This is a genomic window from Amycolatopsis sp. CFH S0740, assembly GCF_004522315.1.
In the GTDB taxonomy this organism is placed as follows: Bacteria; Actinomycetota; Actinomycetes; order Mycobacteriales; family Pseudonocardiaceae; genus Amycolatopsis; species Amycolatopsis nivea.
On sequence record NZ_SDLS01000025.1, the window covers coordinates 73,911 to 93,092 of the forward strand.

Sequence of the window (19,182 nt, forward strand, 5' to 3'; positions counted from 1 at the left end):
TGTCGTGAGGATGTCACCAGCTGTCCGGCTGCCGCCCGTCCACATCCGTCACCCCGTACTCCCGCGCCAGCTCCGCCGAACTCACCGACCGCTGATTCCACCGTTCCCGCGCCGGATCCGCCGCCATCGCCGCCACCCCGCGGCCTACGTACCGCGGCGATTCCGACTCCGCGAACCCGGCAGGAGCCCCCGTCGCCAAAGCCGAGCGCCAGTTCTCCTCAGTGACCCCGTAAGCGTCGAGCATCATCTCCGACCGCAGCCACCCCGGCGTCACCGCGACAGCCGTCCCGCCGTAAGCGGCGAGTTCATGGCCCTGCGAGAACGCCAGCCGGTTCACCGAAGCCTTGGCCAGGTCGTAAAACACCGAAATCCGGTAGCGCGAAGCATTGTGCGCCGAAGTCCCGTCGGTCACCTCAACTACCAAGCCGCCCGGCTCGCGGATCATCAGCGGCAGCAGGAAATGCGACGTCACGAGATGCGTCTCGACGCCCAGCCGCAGAATCCGCAAACCCGCGTCGAGATCGTGTTCCCACACCGGCGTGTTCCAGTCCGCCGGGCCGCCTTTGAGCCGCTCCGCGCCCCAGATGTCGTTGACCAGCACGTGAAGCTGCCCGTATTCAGCACGGACGAAAGCGGCCAGCCGGCGGACGTCGTCGTGGTCCAGGTGATCGGCGACGAACGGAACGCCGACCCCGCCGAGCTGGGATACCAGTGAAGCGGTTTCCTCGACCGTCTCCGGCCGCGCGTAATCCGAACGCCTAAGTTCGAGACGGCTGCTGCGCCCGGTGCAGATCACGGTCGCTCCGGCCTCGCCGAGCGCGGCGGCGATGCCCCGCCCGGCACCGCGGGTCGCCCCCGCGACGAGGGCGACCCGGCCGTGCAGATCAGGCGGCATCGGACCAGTGTGGCACCGGCCGCCGGAAAACTCAGCTCGAAGCGGTGCTCAGTTCCCGGCCCCGCAAGGCGAAGCGCTGGATCTTGCCGCTCGGCGTCTTCGGGAGTTCCGCCACGAAGTGGATGCGCCGCGGATAAACATGCGCGGCCAGGCGGGTTTTGACCGTCTGCTTCAGCTCGTCGACCAGCTCGTCCGACGCCTCGGCACCGGGGTTCAGCACGACGTAGGCCACCACCAGTTCCCCGCGCAGCTCGTCCGGCGCGCCGATCACCGCGGCTTCCGCGACGGCTTCGTGTTGCGTCAGCGCGCTTTCCACCTCGAACGGGCCGATCCGGTAGCCCGCCATGAGAATCACGTCGTCGTCGCGGGAGCCGAAGGTGAGGTAGCCGTCGCGGTCTCGGGCGGCGATGTCGCCGGTGTAGTACCAGCGGCCGTCGGCGCTGAAGCGTTCCGCGGTCCGCTCGGGGGCGTCGCGGTAGCCGGAGAACGGCATCAGCGGGCTGGCGGACACGTCGATCGCGACGCGGCCGGTCTCGCCGACCTCCGCGATCTCGTCGCTGCCCGCCTTCAGCACCTCGACGGCGAACCCGGGCAGCGGCCGTCCCATCGAACCGGTCTTGACCGGTGCGATCAGGTGCGGATGCCAGGCGTTGCCGACGACCATGCCGGTTTCGGTCTGGCCGTAGTGGTCGCGCACCGGGCAGCCGAGGACCTCCTCGGCCCAGGTCACGACGTCCGGCGTCAGCGGCTCCCCGGCCGACGAGCAGTGCCGCAGCCGCAGGCCGGCCGGCACCGGCAGGCCCGAGCTGCGCAGCGCGCGGTACACCGTGGGGCCGGCGGTGAAGTTGGTGACGCCGAAGCGTTCGAGCACCTGCCAGGTCAGCTCGGGGCTGAACCCGGCGTGCAGCAGGATGCTGCGCCGTCCGGTCGCGAGCGGGCCGAGCAACGCGAAGTACAGCCCGTACGCCCAGCCCGGGTCGGCGGCGTTCCAGAAGACGTCCTCGTCGGTCTGGTCGAGGCCGAACTCCTGGTAGGAGTGGATTCCGGCGAGTCCGCGCAGCGGCACCGGCACCGCCTTCGGGGTGCCGGTCGTGCCGGAGGTGAAGATCTCCACCAGCGTGCCGTCGCCGCCGACCGCGACCGGGTCGGGCAGCGGGTGCGGTTCGTCCAGCAGCGCCTCGAACGACAGATCGCCGCCGGACGCTTCGCCGGTCGTCACGATGATCCGCGACTGGTCGGCGGGCAGGTCGTCGCCGGGCTCGAGTTTGGCGCGCTGACCTGCGTCGACCACGACGACGCGGGTCCCGTTGCCGACGATCCGCTGCGCGATCGCGGGCGGCGCGAACGCGGTGAACAGCGGCACGTGGACCGCGCCGAGCCGCCAGATCGCGAGCAGCGCGGTGACCAGTTCGGCGGACTTGCCCATGAGCGTCGCGACCCGGTCGCCGGGACGCACACCGTGCGCGGCCAGCGCGGCGGCGAACCGCGCGGAAGCGGCCTCGAGCTGGCCGTACGTGAGGTCGCGGCTGCTGAGGTCGGCCTCGACCAGGGTGAACGCGACGGCGTCGGCCGGATGCCGCCCGCACAGCAGGCGGGTCGCGTCCGCGTCCGGCGCGGCATAGGTCTGCAACAGGTCGAACATGGTGCGTTCAGGGCTCACGGGGCTGCTCCACGGTCATCGTCGGCCGGTGTCGGCACATCGTCACCGCAGGTCAGCCAGCCGACCACCCCCGAACAGGGGTGGTCGCGCCAGCCGGCGCGGCCGGTGCTCTGACCAGGCGTTTCGACCCGTGCACGGCGACAACGGCGGCGCCGCTGGGTAGAATCGCACCTCCTGCCGGAGCCTCCCGTGCCGCCGAAGTGGGGTGCCTGCCGTGACGAGTGCCGCCGAGACCACCGCCGAAGTGCGCCGCGCCCTGGCCCGGCTGCGCAGCGCGGCGGGGGTGCCGCTGTCGTTCGGCGGCGAGGTCGTGGACGGCAAGCGGCTGCGGATGACCGAACTGCTCGGCAACACCACCACGTCGCTGCTCGGCCTCGTCGTCGCGGAGGGCAAGGGCCTCGGCGGGCGCGCGATCGGCGTGCGGAAACCGGTGGTGCTGCCGGACTACTACACCAGCGACGCGATCAGCCACCACTTCGACCGGGCGGTCAAGGCCGAGGGCGTGCGCTCGGTGATGGCGGTGCCGGTGATCGTGCACCGGACGGTCCGGGCGGTGCTCTACGGCGCGGTCCGCGAGCACGTCCGCTTCGGCGACCGGTCGGTCACCGCGATGGTCGAAGTGGCCCGTGACCTGGAGCAGGAGCTGGCGGTGCGCGCAGAAGTGCGCCGGCGGCTGGAGCTGCTCGCCCCGGAACCGGAAGCCGCGCCGTCCGGGAAACCGGCCGAGCTCGAAGCGCTCCGGGAAAGCCACGCGGAGCTTCGCCGGATCGCCGCCGCGGTCGCCGACCCGGAACTGCGCGCCCGCATCGACGCGGTGTGCCAGTCCCTGACCGGCGACCCGGTCCGCGGGCCGTCCTTGTCGGCGCGCGAATTGGATGTCCTCGAAGGGGCCGCGGCGGGGCAGACGAACGCGGACATCGCGGCGGCGCTCGGCTTGGGCCCGGAGACGGTGAAAAGCTACCTGCGCAACGCGATGCGGAAGCTGGACGCGAAGACCCGCCTCCAGGCCGTCAACGCCGCCCGCCGAGCCAATCTGCTGCCCTGACCTGGTGGCCTCTAGTTGCGCCCCGTTTGACCAGCTAAAGCACCCCTCAACGGCTGTCGGCGTTGAGGGATGTTTGCCGTTGTCGTCTGTACCGGATTCGCACCGGGGACGCCGGTTACGTGTCCGCGCCGACGAGTCGGGAGATCTGTTCGACGCGGGTGGCCAGCCGGGTCGAGTTGACTCCGTCGCCTGCCTTGCGGGCGGCGCGCAAGGCGGAGCGGGCGGCGTCGAGTTCGCCGGAACGGGCGTACGCCTCGGCGATCCACGTGCGGTAGAGCCCCACTTCGCGGGTGTGCTCGGGTGCGTAGGCGTCCACGGCGTGGGTGATGAGGGGTTCCGCGCGTGCCGGTTCGCCCAGTTCGATGAGGCAGCGTCCGGCCATCACGTCGATTTCGTTCCGGTCGAGCCAGTACACCCATTCCGGTTCCTCCGTGCCGGTGCTGCGGGCGGCGTAGGCGTCGTCTACGGCGTCGAGGGTGCGGCGGGCGCCGTCGGTGTCGCGGGACCGGGCGGATGCCCACGCGACCCGCTCCAGCAGCAGTGCGCGGACTACGGGGGTGGCGTCGTCGGCCCCGGCGACGGCTGACCGGGCGAGCAGGGCGGCGTCGGCCGGGTCGCCGACGTTCGCCATCTGGTAGCTGAGGCTGGACAGGAGTTGCCCGGCGAGTGCCCGGTTTCCGGCGTCGCGGGCGGCGGACACGCCGGACAGGTACACGTGTTGTGCTTCGGCGTACTGTCCGGCGTCGCTGGCGACCCATCCGGCGAGCTGCGCGAGTTCGCCGACTGCGGTGAGCAGGCGGCGGCCGGTGTCGTCGTCGTAGCTGGCCTCGTTCACCACGCGTTCGGCGTCGCCGAGTTCGCGACGCACGAGCGGGATGAGGTCGCCCCCGCCGATCACGTCGTCGAGGTGGCGCAACTCGACCACGCGTTCCTCTAGTTCGGTGGCGAGGCTGGAGCCGACGCGTCGCCCGGCGGCCGTGTGCCGGGCTGCGGGGGTCTCGGACACCAGCCATTCGTGCGCGACGCGCAACGGGTCGTCCGGCGCCCCGTACAGAGCCGTCACGGGCACGCACAGGGCACGGGAGTAGGCAACTACGTGTTCCGGGCTGATCGTGCGTTTCCCGGTTTCGAGCAATCCGAGCAGCGGCTTGCTGAAGTGGGTACGGGCGGCTAAAGCCGCGAGGCTCATCCCGGCATCGGTGCGTGCGCGCCGGAGCCGTGCTGCGAGGTCGTCCATCCGCCACCCCCTGTGCTCGCCATTGACTGTAGACGACGGTAGACGGCAAGCGTCTGTTCATCGGTCCGGCTGGTCCCGAAGGTAGAGGGCATGGGCTGGTACGGACACGAGGGGCAGACGATGACCGCGCGGATCATGCTGGGGAGACCGCTCCCGGGCACGGTCCGCGAGACGTTGCGCGTCATGCACGTGTTCCCGGAACCGGCCAACTATCCCGGCGGCATAGTCGCGCTCTGCGGTGCGGAGTTCTGGAGCGGCGACCTGGAATGGTGCGACGGGCCCGCCGGGATGCCGTGCATGAGGTGCCTTGCGGCCACGCCGCTGCCGCACTCTCTCCCCTGATCGCCCGGCCGGTGCGGACGTTCCCCGACACGCTCCGCACCGGCCGGGTTCCATGCGCGGCAACGAAAAAGACCGCCGGACTGCAGTGGCCCGGCGGCGACCGCCGAGTTTCCGTTGGCACGCAAAGCAACGGATGCAACTAGATCGGAAGGATGTTCGCATATGACTGTTGCGGTAGAGGACATGACCGGGCAGGGGCTCATCCCGGAGGACTTGTTCCGCAGGCTCCGGGCCCGCATCTCGAACGAGAACGTCGTTTCTCTGGAGTACGCGGGACGAGTCATGGACCAGGCGCTTGCGTTCCTTGCGGCGTGCGCCCGGACCAGTCGCCCCCTCGCACCGAGCGAAACCGTCGACATCGGATGGCACACGTTCATTCTGCACACGCACGAATACGCGGAATTCTGCGAGCGGATTTCCGGAAGTTTCATCCACCACGTCCCGAATGACAGCGACGAAACCGGGGACGTTCCGCTCGTCGACATGATGCGCCGAACCACCGACGCGATCCGGGCGGCGGGGTTCGTGGTGGACAATCCCCTGTGGTTCACTGGCGCGGCGAAATGCGCCAAGTGCTCCCAATGCAAGAACGGCTGCACCGACGACCCGCCCCCGTCTCCCGCGCGGAGCTAGACCGAAGAGGCAGACATTGGCCAGCCAGGAATGGGCGAACCTTCCCACCGCTGTCCGGCGAGCGATCGAAGAACGGACGGGTGCCGTGGCCGCGACGGCTTCCCCGGACAACGGCCGGAACTCCGATTTCCTGGCAACGCTCCAGACCGCGCAAGGCCCTTGCTTCGTCAAGGGCGTACTGACCGGCACACGGCGAGCGCGGGCGCAGCAGACGGAAGCACGGGTCGGGGCCCGGCCGAACTCTGCTGCGCCGCGTCTCCTCTGGGAAGTGACCGCCGACGGGTGGCACGTGCTCGGATTCGAGGCCGTCACCGGGCATCACCCCAGCCTCGCGCCGGGCTCGCCCGACCTCCCGATGGTCGCCGAGACCGTAGCCGCGATGACACGGGAGCTGACGCCGTCCCCCGTCGAACTGGAGCAGGCCACGGACCAGTGGGCATGGTCCGCCCCGTGGCGTCGACTGTCCAAATCGGACCGCGAACTTGACAGCTGGGACAAGGACCACCTGCCCGAACTGCTGGACTGGGAGCGACGCGGGATCGAGGCCGTCAACGGCAACAGCCTCGTGCACGGCGACATGCACCCGCTCAACATCCTCGTCTCCGACCGCGCGCGGATCGTCGACTGGGCGTGGTCGAGCATCGGCGCGCCATGGCTTGACCCTGCCGCGTTAGTGCTGCGACTCACCGCCGAGGGCCACACCCCGCACCAGGCCGAAGAATGGGCGAACGCCATCCCGGCGTACCGAGACGCCCCCGCCGACGCGGTGACCGCATACGCGGTGCTGACCTTCGGAATGTGGGCCTACCGTGGCGCGTTCCCGGGGCTCACCGACGTTGCCCGGCAGTACGTCCGGCACCGACTGGGCTCTTGATCTCGGAAGTGCAAAGAGGTGCCCTCGGCGGCGACCAGCGGGCTTCCGCCGTGAACGAGCACGGGAGTCCGAAACAGACTGTCACTGCACAAGGGTGCGCGCCAGTGGCCGTGCATCCGATGCGCGCAGAACATCGATGCGCAGCCGACGCCGCGCCGGCTCCGTCACCAACAAATCGCCGAGGATGCCCCGCGGCCCGCCAATCGACGTCCGTGTAGGAGAGGCCAGCTAGCGTGCTCCCCCCATGTCAGGGCGTTGCAGCCTCAAAGGAGCCCTTCACGGACCGCCCTCCGCGGCGATCAGACCCGCACTGCCCGATCGCGGGCGGCCAGAGCCAGCGTCTCCAGCAGCGGCACCGTCCGCTCCCACCCGAGACAAGCGTCCGTCCGGCTCACCGCCCGATCGGCGGGCACCCGTTCCGGATCCTGTGCCCCGTCCCGCAGATACGACTCGATCATCACCCCGGCCACCGCCGCGCCGTCGCGGACCTGCTCCGCCACGTCGGCCACCACGCCGGGCTGCCGGTTGTGGTCCTTCCCGCTGTTCCCGTGCGAGGCGTCGACCACCGCTCTTCGCGGCAATCCCGCCTCCCCGAGCACCTTCATCGCCTCGGCGACCGACGCCGCGTCGTAGTTCGGTGCCGGGCCGCCGCGCAGGACGAGGTGCGCGTCCGGATTTCCGGTGCTGCGCAAGGTTTTCATCCGTCCGTCGACGCCGAGTCCCGGGAACGCGTGCGCCGCCCCGGCCGCGCGGATCGCGTCCACCGCGGGTCCCAGCCGTCCGGACACGCAGTTCTTCATCCCGATCGGCATCGGCAACCACGACGCCAGCTGCCGGTGCGGCTGGCTGGCGACCGTCCGCGCCCCGATCGCGCCCCAGCTCACCGTGTCCGCGACATACGGCGCCAGCACCGGATCCACGAACTCGTACGCCAGCGGCAACCCGGTCGAGGCCGCGTCGAGCAAGAACTGCCGCCCCAGCCGGACCCCGGTGGCGAGATCGCCTTTGCCGTCCAGCGTCGGGTCCGGCAGGAAGCCGGTCCACCCGGTCACCGACCGCGGTTTCTCCAGATATGCCCGCAATACCACCACAAGATCGTCGGCGTACCGAGCTGACATACCAGCGAGCAGCTCCGCGTATTCCAGCGCCGCCGAGGGATCGTGCACCGAGCACGGACCCACGATCACCAGCAGCCGCGGATCGCGCCGGTCCAGCACCGCCGAGACCGTTTCGCGGTGCCGGGCGACGTCCGGCGCGGCTCCCGCCGTCACCTCCACCGGGCTGGGCAACGTGTCCTGCATCTACCGGCTCCTTTCCTTGGGCAGCCTCGCCGCCCCGGCAACCGCCACCACGACCAGCCCGAGCACCCACCAGAACGTGTCCGCGAAGGCCGCCGCGACATCCGCGCCCCGTGCGGCCAGCCGGTTCTGCAACACCAGCGCGAGCACAGCGGTCCCGACCGAACCGCCCAGAGTGTTCAGCAAATTCAACGCACCAGCCGCTTTCGGCAGCTGGGTGTTCTCCAGGCTGCGATACACCAGCGCCAGCACCGGTGCACTGATCATCGCCGCCCCGAATCCGCGCAGCAACAAGGAAATGACCAACACAACATCCGGAAGCTCGGGACCCAGCTGCGTGAATGCTGCGGTTCCGAGCGCCACGAAGCCGATTCCGGACACCACGAGCGTCCGCGGTGCCAGCCGATCCACCAGCCGATGCACCAGCATCGACCCCGCTGCCGCACCGATTCCCTGTGGTACCAACAGCAATCCGGTGTCCCACGCACCCAGTCCGGCACCGCGGCGCAGATACAACGGCAGCAGAAACATCGTCCCGAACACCGAAGCGCCCAGCACGACCAGCGCCAACGCCGCAGCTCCGAATGGTGGTCGCGTGAACAAACGCGGATCCAGCAAAGGTGCCCGCGCTCGCAATCCATGCCGGACGAACGCGGCCAGCATCAGCAAACCCAGCACGACCGCCGTGGCGGAAAGCCATTGCGGATATCCGTCGGAGAATCCGGTCAGCCCGAACACCACCGCGGCCAACCCCGGGGAAAGCAAAGCGGCACCACGGAAATCGAACGGCTCTCGCGGATCAGTCGGCTGGTCCGCCGCGACATACCGCAGCCCCAGCAGAACAGCGACGGCACCGACCGGCAGGTTGACGTAGAACAGCCACGGCCAGTCCGCGACGTCGAGAATCGCCCCGCTCGCCAGCGGGCCCAGCACCGGCGACAGCAACGGCACCACGCCGACGACGCTGATCAGCCGCCCGATCCGCTCCGGCCCGGCCGCGCGCGCCAGCAGCGCCTGTCCGGTCGGCGGCAGCAACCCGCCTGCCAGCCCTTGCAGCACCCGGAACGCGACCAGCATCGGCAGCGAACCCGCCATCCCGCACAACAGCGACGCCGCCACGAACACGACCACCGCGGTCAGCCAGGTCCGCCGCCCGCCGAACCGCGCGGCCAGCCAGCCGGACGCGGGCACGGCGGTCACCACCGCGAGCAGATACGCCGTGGTGACCCACTGGACCTCCGTGACGGACGCGTCGAACCGCTCCGCCAGCGTCTCCACGCCGACCGAGACGATCGTGCTGTCGAGCGTCGCCATGAACGTGCCCAGCACGAGCACGAACGCGGTCCGCCACAGGTTCAGCGCAGCCACTCGGCCGCGTCCTCGTCCAGCCGCGCCGGAAGCTCGCCGAGGAACCGCAGCAGGTCCGCGACCAGCGACTTGGCTTCCGCGGCCGAGAGAATCCCGTCCTGGTAACCGAAAATGCCGGACCAGCCGCCCGCGAGTTCGGGCACGACGGTGACCGTCATCGGGTAATGAGTGCGCTCGCGGAACCGGGTCCCGGTTATCGCCAGCCCGGGGGCCGGTTCACGCAGTTTCGCCGGGTCCACCGGGTAGTTCTCGAACACGACGAGGCTGTCGAACAACCGGTCCTGACCGGTCAAGGCAGCCAATTCGGCCAGTCCGACGTGCTGGTGCGCGAGCAGTTCCTGTTGCCGGGCCTGGGTTTCCACCAGGGTCTCCCCCACGGTTCCGGCAAACCGCACCCGCACCGGAACCGTGTTGGCGAGCAGCCCGAGGATCTCCTCGACACCGTCCACTTCGGACGTCCGACCGGAAACCATCGCGCCGAAAGCAACATCGGTGACCCCGGCCCGAGCCGCGAGCACTGCAGCCCAAGCGCCCTGTAGCAACGTTCCTGCCGTGACCCCGTGTCGGGCACCGGCTTGCGTCAGCGAAGCGACGAGCGCAGCGTCCACAGTGAACAGTTCGGGCTCGACCGCCGCGGGCTGCCCAGTCAGGAGTTTCCGCGACGGCAGATCAGCCAGTTCCGTCCGCCACGCGTGCCCGCTGACCGCGTGGTCGCGCGCCGCGAGCCACCGTGTGTACCGCGACACCGGCACCGCCTCCGGCAGCGGCTCGCCGGAGTACCCGGCGAACAATTCGGCCAGGATCCGCGGCGCCGACCAGCCGTCGGACAGCAGGTGATGGCTGGTGAGCACGAGTTCGTGCCGGTCCGGACCGTGCCGGAGCACGGTGACCCGCAGCAGCGGCCCCGCAGCGAGGTCGAACCGCTCGGCGAGGTCTTCCGCGAGCAGCTGCTCGACGTTCCCGGACACCTCGCGCACCCGGAAGCCGACCTGCGGTTCCGCCGGCAGCACCTGCACCTCGTGCCCGCCCGGGAAGACCGCGCCCAGGTTCGGATGCCGCCGCACCAGCGCGTTCGCCGCGGCCGCCAACGCAGCCAGATCCAGCGCTCCGGCCAGCGAAAACGCCGCCTGCACCGGGTACGGATCCTCGTCGGCTGCCCGCGATTCGCGCAGGATCAGCTCCTGCAGCGGCGTCAACGGGAGCAGCTCGCCAGCCGGTACCTCGGCGGCCAGCGCAGCGAGTTCCGCCTGGAACGCCGCTCCCAGCGCGGCGACCTCGTCCGCGCTGAACTCCGAGGACGGCCAGGTGAACCGCGCCGCCAGCCGCTCGTCGCGCACCATCGCGTTCACCATCAGCGCGTGCCCGAGCGGTCCTCCCGCCGAGCCGAGCGGATCGGCGTCCGGCGGCCGCTGCCAGGGCGTCTCCGCCTGTGGCGCTGCCTCGAAGCGGCCGAGGTAGTTCCAGCTGACGTCCGCTCCGGTCGAGGTTCCGCCGAGGATCCCGAACCCGAGCCCGTCGCCCGCGGCCCGGAGCTGGTCGCGGACCGCGGCGATCGCCGTCTCGCCGGCAGGCGGCGCGATCCGTGCCGGGTACATCGCGGTGAACCAGCCGACCGTCCGGGACAGATCGACGGCCCCGGCGAAGTCCGGCGTGTGGTCCGGACGGCCGTGGCTCTCCAGTGCGACCAGCAGCTCCGAACCGCGCCAGGCACGGTAAGCCCGCGCGAACGCGGTGATCAGCACGGCGTCCGGACCCGTCCGGTACGCGCCCGGCAGCGTCGTCAGCACCGCCTGCGTGATCTCTTCCGACACCTCGATCTCGTGGTGCCGCGCAGTCCCGCTGACCGGACGGGCCGTCGCCGCGATCCGTTGCCAGTGCGGGCTTTCCAGCTGCCGCGCCGGCTTGGCCGCGACCAGCGCGCGTGCCCAGCCGAGGAACGACGGCCCGCGATCCGGCAGCTGGCGGCCGAGATACGCCTGCTCGAGGTCGTCGAGGAGGATCCGCCACGAGACCGCGTCCACCACGAGATGGTGCGCGACCAGCGCGAGCCGCCCCGGACGCGACGGACCGGCATCCACCCAGACCGCCCGCAGCATCGGCCCGGTTCGCGGGTCCATCGCAGAACGGACAGCCGCGATCTGCTCGTCCAGCAGCGCGCGAAGGTCCGCGTCCTCGCCCGCCGGGACCACCATCAGCACGTCCGCCCCGGTCACTGTGCCTGGTTCCGGAACGCGCAATACGTCGTCGGCCAAGTGCGACCGCAGCACGTCGTGTCGTTCGAGGACCGCGTCGAGCGCCGCCCGCCACTTCGGCACGTCACCGCCGGACGGCACGCACACTTCGACCCACTGACAGAAGCTGTCGGCGTCCGAGCCAGTGCGTTCCAGCAGCTGACGCATGATGGGCGTCAGCGGCGCGTCCCCGACCGCGGGCGTGAGATCCGGCGACACCACCACGGTTTCCGCGCTGCACCGCGCCGCGATCCCGGCGATCGTGCCGCCCTCGAAGACGTCCCGTGCGGTCAGGTGCAGGCCCTCGCGGCGAGCACGCGCGACCAGCCGGAGCGACGCGATACTGTCGCCGCCGGCGTCGAGGAACCCGTCGTCGATCGTGACGTCCGGGCCGAGCAGCTCCCGAACCACCTGCAGCAACACGGTTTCCGCTTCCGTCGCCGGTTGCCGCGCCGCGGCGATGTTGCGCGGACCGGGCGCGGGCAGCGCTGCCCGGTCGAGCTTGCCGCTGGGCCCGAGAGGCAGCCGTTCCAGCGCGAGCACCGCCGACGGCACCATGTGCGCGGGCAGTTCGGCGGACAGATACTCGCGCAGCGCAGCAGGATCCGGGTCCGCGCCGTCGACCGGCACGACGTAGCCGACCAGCCGCCGGTCCCCCGGCCGGTCCTCCCGGACGAGCACGACCGCGGCCCGCACGTCCGGATGCCGTGCCAGCGCCGATTCGATCTCGCCCGGCTCGATCCGGAACCCGCGCAGTTTGACCTGGTGGTCGGCACGGCCGAGGAACACCAGCTGCCCGTCCGGCCGCCAGCGCACGAGGTCGCCGGTGCGGTACATCCGGTCGCCGGGCGCACCGAACGGGTCGGCCACGAACCGTTCCGCGGTCTGCCCCGGCCGGTTCACGTAGCCACGGGCGAGCTTCGGCCCGGCGAGGTACAGCTCGCCGGTGACGCCGGCCCCGACCGGCCGCAGCCCCGCGTCCAGCACATACGCCCGCACCTGCGGGTCCGGCCGTCCGATCGGCAGCGGACCCGGATCGTCGGCGGAGTACACCCAGGTCACGGAGTTGATGGTGACCTCGGTCGGACCGTAGGCGTTGAACAGCGCGCGCCGGTCGCCCCAGCGGTGCGCCAGCTCCGGGTCGAGCCGTTCGGCGCCGACCACGAAGAACACCTCCGGGTCCACCGTCGCGTCGTCCGGCATCGCGGACAGGAACGACGGCAGCAGGTTCAGCCCGGTCACGCGGTGCTCGGCCGCGTAGGCGAGCAGATCGTCGCCGGACCCGCGGACCTCCTCCGGCGCGATCACCGAGGTGCCGCCGGACAGCAACGGCAGGAAGAACTGCCAGTAGGAGACGTCGAAACTCGTGGACGCGAAGTGCAGGTACCGCTCGCCGTGCCGGATGCCGACGATGTCCTCCTGCAGCGCGACGAGGCTCGGAATGCCGCGATGGGTGACCGCGACGCCCTTCGGCTTTCCGGTGGTGCCGGACGTGTAGATCACGTACGCCAGCGAGTCCGGCGACGGAACGACGTCGTCCCAAGTAGACGGTCCATTGAGGACCCCCGGATCGATCATCGGGATGCCGAAGCCGGGATCCGAAGTGGACACGACCGCTGCGGGCGCGCTGTCTTTCACCAGATGCGCCAGGCGTTCCGCAGGGTACGTCGGGTCCATCGGCACGTGCACCGCACCCGCCTTGAGCACGCCGAACAGCGCAACCACCAGGTCTATGTCGCGTTCCAGCAGCACCGCGACCGGGTCCTGTTCACGGACCCCGGCGGCGCGCAACGCGTGCGCGAGCTGGTTCGCCTTCCGGTCCAGTTCCGCGTAAGTCAGGCGGCGGTCTCGGCACACGACGGCTTCGGCGTCTGGAGTTTCCCGGGCCCAGCGGGCGAATTCCTCCAGACAGGTACCGGCTTCCCGCCGCGGCTCAGGTCCGGTTCCTTGCCGAATGAGAGCCGCTTCCTCTTCCGTGCCAAGGGAGCGCAGCCGCGCGACCGGCTGCTGCGGGTCGGCCACGAGCTCGTGCAGCAGAGTCGTCAGCCAGCGACCGTAGGCCTGCACAGTCGGCTCGTCGAAGGCCTGCGGCTGGTAGCCGAGGCCGATCGAGATCTCGTCGCCGGGCAGCACGATCACGGTCAGCGGATAGTGCGTCGCGTCGGTGATGTCGACGCCGACGAGGTCGAGCCCGGGCGCGAGCGGTTCGCGTTCCCGGCTGGAGAGCGGGAAGTTCTCCATGACCAGCATCGTGTCGAACAGATCGCCGACGCCCGCCGCGCGCTGGATGTCCGGCAGCCCGAGGTGATGGTGGTCGGTGAGCCGCGCGTTCTCGTCCTGCACGCGCGTCAGCACCGCCGACGCCGGATCGGACGGGGCGAACGCCACGCGCACCGGGATGGTCGTGCCGAGCTGGCCGATCATCGCTTCCACGCCCGGAACGTCGGACGGACGACCGGACACCGGGCAGCCGAACACCACGTCCTGGCGTCCGGTGAGCCGCGCCAGCAGCACGCCCCACGCCGTCTGGAACACCGCCGTCGGCGTCACGCCGCGTTCCCGCGCGAAGCCGCGCAGCCGTTCGCTGAACTCGGCGCCGAGCCCGACCCAGATCCGTTGTGGACGGTCCGAAGCGGACCCCGCGGTCGCCGGGGCCAGCCGCGTTCCTTCTTCCAACCCGGCCAACGCGGTCTGCCAGGCCTCGACCGCCGCGTCGTGATCGCGGGCGGCCAGCACCCGGTGGTACTCGGCGAGCGGCGGCGCGACCGGAGCGGCCGGACCGCCGTCGAGTTCGGCGTAAGTGGCCAGCAGGGCGCGGCCGACGAGCGGCATCGACCAGCCGTCGAGGAGCGCGTGATGGATCGTCAGCACCAGCCGATGCTCGGCCGCGCCGAGGGTGATGAGCAGGAACCGGATCAGCGGCGGTACCGCCGGGTCGAACGGCCGGGCCAGCTCGGCCGCGCATTCGTCCTCGGCGCTCTCCGGGTGCTCGACGTGCCGCCAGTCCAGGTGCACGTCGGCAGGCACGACCTGCACGACCTCGCCCGCCGCTGTCGTGTGCAGGTGGACGCGCAGCGCCGGATGCCGTCGCAGCAGCTCCGCGGCGGCGGCTCGCATCCGTTCCGGAGCAAGCCGTCCTTCGAGGTGGGTCACCGCTTGCACGGTGTAGACGTCGGGCCCGCCCCGCGTCAGCGTGTGGAACGACAGCCCGGCCTGCAGGGGCGTCGCGGGCAGGACGTCGGCGACCGGGCCCTGCTGTTCAAGCGCGTCGATATCGTGCTGGGTGAGCGTGACGAGCGGAAGGTCCGACGGAGTGAGCCCGCCGGTGTTCTCCCGCGCGTGCGCCGCCAACGCGGCCAGCGCGGTCGACCAGGCTTCCTGGAGGCGTTCGACCTCTTCCGGCTGCAAAACCCGGCTCGCGGCGGTCCATTCGACGGCGATCCGCGGCACGCCTTCCTCGCGGACGAAGCAGTTCAGCGCCAGGACCTGCTCCAACGCCTTGGCGGGCGGCTCGATCACGGCGAACGGATCCTCGTCCGGCAGCTGCCAGCCGCCGGACAGCGGACTGAACCGGCCGAGGTAGTTGAGCAGGACGTCCGGCATCTCCGGCGCGGACCCGGCCCCCGGGTCCAGGTACCGCAGGATGCCGAACCCGATCCCGCCGTCCGGCACCGCGCGCCGCGCTTCCTTGACCGCGCGCAGCAACCGGTCGAGCGTGTCCACACCGGACAGTTCAATGTGGACCGGGTATTCGGCGGTGAACCAGCCGACGGTCCGGGCGAGGTCCAGCCCTTCGCGGCCGTGGCCCTCCATCGTGACGGTGAGCACGTCTTCGTCGCCGCGCAGGGTCAGCACGAGCGCGGCGAGCAGCACCTCGTCGACACCCGCACGGTAGGCGGCGGGCAGCGTCGTGAGAATCGCCGCGCTTTCCTCTTCGGTGGCGACGGTGACCGAACGATGCGCGGTGGCAACGGTGTCGCGCGTCGGGTCGAGCTTGCTCTTCCGCGTCGACCGCCAGTAGTCGAGTTCACCGCGCCGCGCGCCACTCGTCCCTTGTTCAGCGAGCGCCAACACGTGTCGTCGCCAGGAATTGCGCACGGGCTCGAGCACTCCACCCTCGCACGCCGTCTGCAGATCAGGTAGCAAGATGCGCCACGAAACCCCGTCGATCGCCAGGTGGTGCACGACGATCACCAACTGGTCCCCGACCAGCGCGACGCGCAGCATCTCCCCGGCGCGCGGGTCCAATTCGGACGCCAGCCGTTCGGCTACTTCAGCCGGACTCCCTGTCGCCTCGCTGACCGACGCCGAGACTGCGCCCCGCGGCCGGATCACCAACGATCCATCAGGTTCGACGCGAAGCCGCAACACGTCGTGGTGGTCAAGAATCGCCTGCACGCCTTCGCGCAGCCCCGGCACCGGGCCGTCCACGCGGAGCACTGTCCACTGTGCATAGCCGACAATCGCGTCCAGATCCGGATTCAGGTCGAACAACGTCCGCACGATCGGCGGCGCCGGAACCTCGCCGATCGGCTCGTCCGGTTCACTGTCCGGTTCGGACAGATCCCGGCTCGCCGCCGCCAACGCCGCGAAACTGCGCCGCGCCAGCAAATCCCGCGGCCGGAGGTCCAGCCCGTGCGCCCGCAGCCGGCTGCTCACGCTGATCGCGGTGATGCTGTCGCCGCCGAGGGCGAAGAAATCGTCGTCGACCGCGACCCGCTCCACGCCGATCACCTCGGCGATCGCCGCGCACAGCAACCGTTCCCGTTCGGTCCGCGGTTCCCGTCCGCCCTCGGCCGCCGCAGGCGCGGGCAGCGCGGCCCGGTCGAGTTTTCCGTTGCTGGTCACCGGAAGTTCGTCCAGCACCACGACCGCGGCCGGAACCATCGCCTCCGGCAACCGCTCCGCGAGCGTGGCCCGAACGTCCTCCGCAACCAGCCCGGAGCCGACGACATACCCGACCAGCCGGGGTCCGCGCACCGCAGCCGCGGCAGCCCGCACGCCGGGTACCGCGCCAAGCGCGCCCTCGACCTCGCCCAACTCCACGCGGTGGCCGCGAATCTTGACCTGACCGTCGCGCCGCCCCAGATACTCCAGCCCCCGGCCCGGCACCCAGCGCACGACGTCGCCGGTGCGGTACATCCGTTCCCCCGGCGGCCCGAACGGATCGGCGACGAACCGCTCCGCCGTCCCGCCCGGACGACCGAGATAACCACGCGCCAGATGCGGTCCGGCGAGGTACAACTCCCCGCGGCTGCCCGGCAGCACCGGCCGCAGCGCGGCATCGAGCACGTACGCCCGCGTCCCGGGCACCGCGAACCCGATCACCGGCTCGTCCCCGGTGATCGGCGCGCTGGCACCGTCCACAGTGGCCTCAGTCGGGCCGTAGATGTTCCGCGCGCGGATTCCGGACGAAGCGACCCGCTGCCACAACGCCGGTGACGTCGCCTCGCCGCCGAGCACCAGCAACGCCGGGTCGAGCGACCCCGCGTCCAGCAACGGAGCTGCCATCGACGGAGTCGTGTCGATGACGTCGATCTGGTCGCGTACGAACGCGGCGTGCAGCGCATCGACGTCGCGCGCGGTTTCCGTGTCATAGACGTGTAATTCGTGCCCGCAGAGCATCCACAGCAGCTGCTCGATCGCCGAGTCGAAGGCGAAGGAGTACGTGTGCGCGACGCGGAGCCGCCGCCCCTGCGCGGTCTCGGCCACCGTGGTCGCGCGATGGTTCCGCAGCAACGTCTCCAGCCCGCCGGACCGGACCAGCACTCCCTTCGGCTGCCCAGTGGAGCCCGAGGTGAAGATGACGTACGCGAGGCTTTCCGGATGCCGGTCTACCTGCTCCCCCACTGCCGAGTACCCGGCGATTTCCTCCCGTACCGCCGGATCGTCCAGCCGCAGCTGCGGCACGTCCGGCAGCAGGTCCGAATCCGTCACGACGAGTTTCGGGGTCACCTCGGCGACCAGCGAGCGCAGCCGTTCCGCCGGATGCGCCAGGTCCAGCGGCAGGAACGCAGCCCCCGCGTCGAGCACCGCCAGCAGCGCCACCACCAGATCGACCGACCGCGGCAACGCCAGCGCCACCACGTCGTCCGCTCCGACGCCCCGCGCCCGCAACGCCCGCGCCAGCCGGTGCACCCGGTCCCGCACCTCGTCGCCGGTGAGCCGCTCGTCCCCGCAGACCAGCGCGGTCTGCCCGTCGAGCCCGTCCAGGAACCCTTCTCCGGTCGGGGAAACCGCGGGAGTCGACCATTCGGCAAGCAACGCGTCGACGTCCGGCACCAGGTCCACCCCGCCGACCACCGGCGCGTCCGCACTCGTGAACGCGGAGATCAACGACTTCAACGCGGTGAGCTGCGCGTCGACGCCAGCCTGGTCCTGCGAACGCGCGTCGACCTCGAAGCCCAGCAGCAGCCCGCCGCCAGCGGTCGGGAGCACGCTGAGCCCCATGTCCTCCGGCGGCCCGCCCGCGACGTTCCGCATCGTCCCGCGCGCCTCGCCGAACGCCAGCTCCAAATCGAACGCCTTGAGGTTGATCCCGCGGCCGTGCAGCAGCGCACCCGCGCCGGGCACCGCCAGATCCTGCGGCAGATTTTCGCCCCGGTACCGCTGGTGCGCGCGCATCTCCCGCAACGCCTGCGCGACCCGCGCGGTCAGCTCCTCCGGACGATCGCCCGGCTGCACCTGCACCCGCAACGGCAGCACGTTGACCGCCATCGCCGGGGTCCGCAACGCCGCGCCGACCCGGCACATCAACGGCACCGCGAACACGACGTCCGCCGTCCCGAGCACCCGGTGCAGGAACGCCGCGTAACACGCGATCAGCGCGTCGCCCCAGGTCGTCCCCGCGCGCTTCCCCAGTTCGCCCAGCCCGGCGACCTCGTCCGCGGTGAGTTCGGCGCGCGCGGTGAACGTCGCTTCCGGCAGCCCGGCCGCGCTCGCGTCGTCGGCCAGCTCCGGCATCGGCGTGAACCGATCGCACCAGTACGCGCGGTCCTTGGCGAACCGTTCGCTCATCCGGTACTCGCGGTCGGCTTCGACGAGATCCGCGAACCGGCCGAACGTGGACGGCGACGCCTCTTCGCCCCGCACCGCCGCGGTGTACCGGGCAGCCGTGCGGCGAGCGAGCATCGCGGCGGTGTAGCCGTCGAACACCAGGTGGTGGCCGAGCTGGGTGAACCACACTTCCGTGTCGGAAAGCCGGAGGATCACGTGCGAGAACAACGCCCGGTCCAGCATCCCGCGGCACGCCTCGGCCACCCGCTGCCGCTCCGCCGCGACCCGCGCGTGCGCCGCGGCGAGCGGATCCGGTTCCCCTTGCAGATCAACGACTTCCGGCAACGGCACCGGCTCAGCGGACACGGTTTGCCGCGGCCCGTCCGGGGTGTCGTGCACCCGCAGCCGCAGGCTTTCGGCCTCCTCGGCGGTCGCTCGGATCGCCTCGGCCAGCGCCGCGAGGTCGACCGGCGTGCCGGAGATTTCCACGACGTCGCCCACGACGTAGTACGGCGAATCCGGTTCCAGCCGCTGCGCGTTCCAGATGCCCAGCTGGGCGCTGGTCAGTTCGAGAGCGGCGAGTGCGGTGCTCAACTGGTGACT

General features: G+C 70.9%; 10 protein-coding genes. 4 read left to right on the forward strand and 6 right to left on the reverse strand.

What is annotated here, in order from left to right:
- Window positions 1–13: 13 nt before the first annotated feature.
- Window positions 14–895 (reverse strand): SDR family oxidoreductase, encoded by an 882-nt coding sequence (locus tag EIZ45_RS33230; protein ID WP_134666594.1) that lies wholly within the window; start codon window positions 893–895, stop codon window positions 14–16.
- Between the two features lie 31 nt (window positions 896–926).
- Window positions 927–2,555: an AMP-binding protein gene (locus tag EIZ45_RS33235; RefSeq protein ID WP_134666592.1), complete on the reverse strand. Its 1,629-nt coding sequence runs from the start codon at window positions 2,553–2,555 to the stop codon at window positions 927–929.
- Window positions 2,556–2,769: 214 nt separating this feature from the next.
- Between EIZ45_RS33235 and EIZ45_RS33240 the strand changes: the two genes are divergently transcribed.
- A complete protein-coding gene (locus EIZ45_RS33240) occupies window positions 2,770–3,600 on the forward strand; it encodes a LuxR C-terminal-related transcriptional regulator (RefSeq protein WP_037819805.1) in 831 nt (276 codons plus the stop codon).
- Window positions 3,601–3,715: 115 nt separating this feature from the next.
- Here EIZ45_RS33240 and EIZ45_RS33245 read toward each other — a convergent pair whose 3' ends face one another.
- Entirely contained in the window at window positions 3,716–4,837 is a 1,122-nt protein-coding gene (locus EIZ45_RS33245) for a helix-turn-helix domain-containing protein (protein WP_134666590.1), read from the reverse strand.
- A gap of 90 nt (window positions 4,838–4,927) precedes the next feature.
- Between EIZ45_RS33245 and EIZ45_RS33250 the strand changes: the two genes are divergently transcribed.
- The 3 genes from EIZ45_RS33250 (at window position 4,928) to EIZ45_RS33260 (ending at window position 6,686) form a co-directional block, all read left to right on the forward strand.
- Window positions 4,928–5,179: a hypothetical protein gene (locus tag EIZ45_RS33250; protein ID WP_240690780.1), complete on the forward strand. Its 252-nt coding sequence runs from the start codon at window positions 4,928–4,930 to the stop codon at window positions 5,177–5,179.
- A gap of 162 nt (window positions 5,180–5,341) precedes the next feature.
- Window positions 5,342–5,812 (forward strand): hypothetical protein, encoded by a 471-nt coding sequence (locus tag EIZ45_RS33255; RefSeq protein WP_134666588.1) that lies wholly within the window; start codon window positions 5,342–5,344, stop codon window positions 5,810–5,812.
- Between the two features lie 85 nt (window positions 5,813–5,897).
- A complete protein-coding gene (locus tag EIZ45_RS33260) occupies window positions 5,898–6,686 on the forward strand; it encodes a phosphotransferase (protein ID WP_167756621.1) in 789 nt (262 codons plus the stop codon).
- Window positions 6,687–6,985: 299 nt separating this feature from the next.
- On the opposite strand, the gene EIZ45_RS33265 is transcribed toward EIZ45_RS33260, so the two are convergent.
- From EIZ45_RS33265 to EIZ45_RS33275, 3 genes are read right to left on the reverse strand one after another with little or no spacing between them, the layout of a single operon-like run.
- Complete coding sequence (locus EIZ45_RS33265; RefSeq protein ID WP_134666584.1) at window positions 6,986–7,987, reverse strand: 3-deoxy-7-phosphoheptulonate synthase; 1,002 nt, start codon at window positions 7,985–7,987, stop codon at window positions 6,986–6,988.
- Window positions 7,988–9,298, reverse strand: coding sequence for a DHA2 family efflux MFS transporter permease subunit (locus EIZ45_RS33270; RefSeq protein ID WP_134666687.1), 1,311 nt, complete (start codon window positions 9,296–9,298; stop codon window positions 7,988–7,990).
- Between the two features lie 41 nt (window positions 9,299–9,339).
- Entirely contained in the window at window positions 9,340–19,173 is a 9,834-nt protein-coding gene (locus tag EIZ45_RS33275) for a non-ribosomal peptide synthetase (RefSeq protein ID WP_134666582.1), read from the reverse strand.
- Window positions 19,174–19,182 lie beyond the last annotated feature (9 nt).

Coding starts and splice junctions, on each gene's coding strand:
- EIZ45_RS33230 (WP_134666594.1), bottom strand. CDS start 895: ATGCCGCCTGATCTGCACGGCCGGGTCGCCCTCGTCGCGGGGGCGACC.
- EIZ45_RS33270 (WP_134666687.1), bottom strand. CDS start 9,298: ATGGCGACGCTCGACAGCACGATCGTCTCGGTCGGCGTGGAGACGCTG.
- EIZ45_RS33265 (WP_134666584.1), bottom strand. CDS start 7,987: ATGCAGGACACGTTGCCCAGCCCGGTGGAGGTGACGGCGGGAGCCGCG.
- EIZ45_RS33250 (WP_240690780.1), top strand. CDS start 4,928: ATGGGCTGGTACGGACACGAGGGGCAGACGATGACCGCGCGGATCATG.
- EIZ45_RS33255 (WP_134666588.1), top strand. CDS start 5,342: ATGACTGTTGCGGTAGAGGACATGACCGGGCAGGGGCTCATCCCGGAG.
- EIZ45_RS33245 (WP_134666590.1), bottom strand. CDS start 4,837: ATGGACGACCTCGCAGCACGGCTCCGGCGCGCACGCACCGATGCCGGG.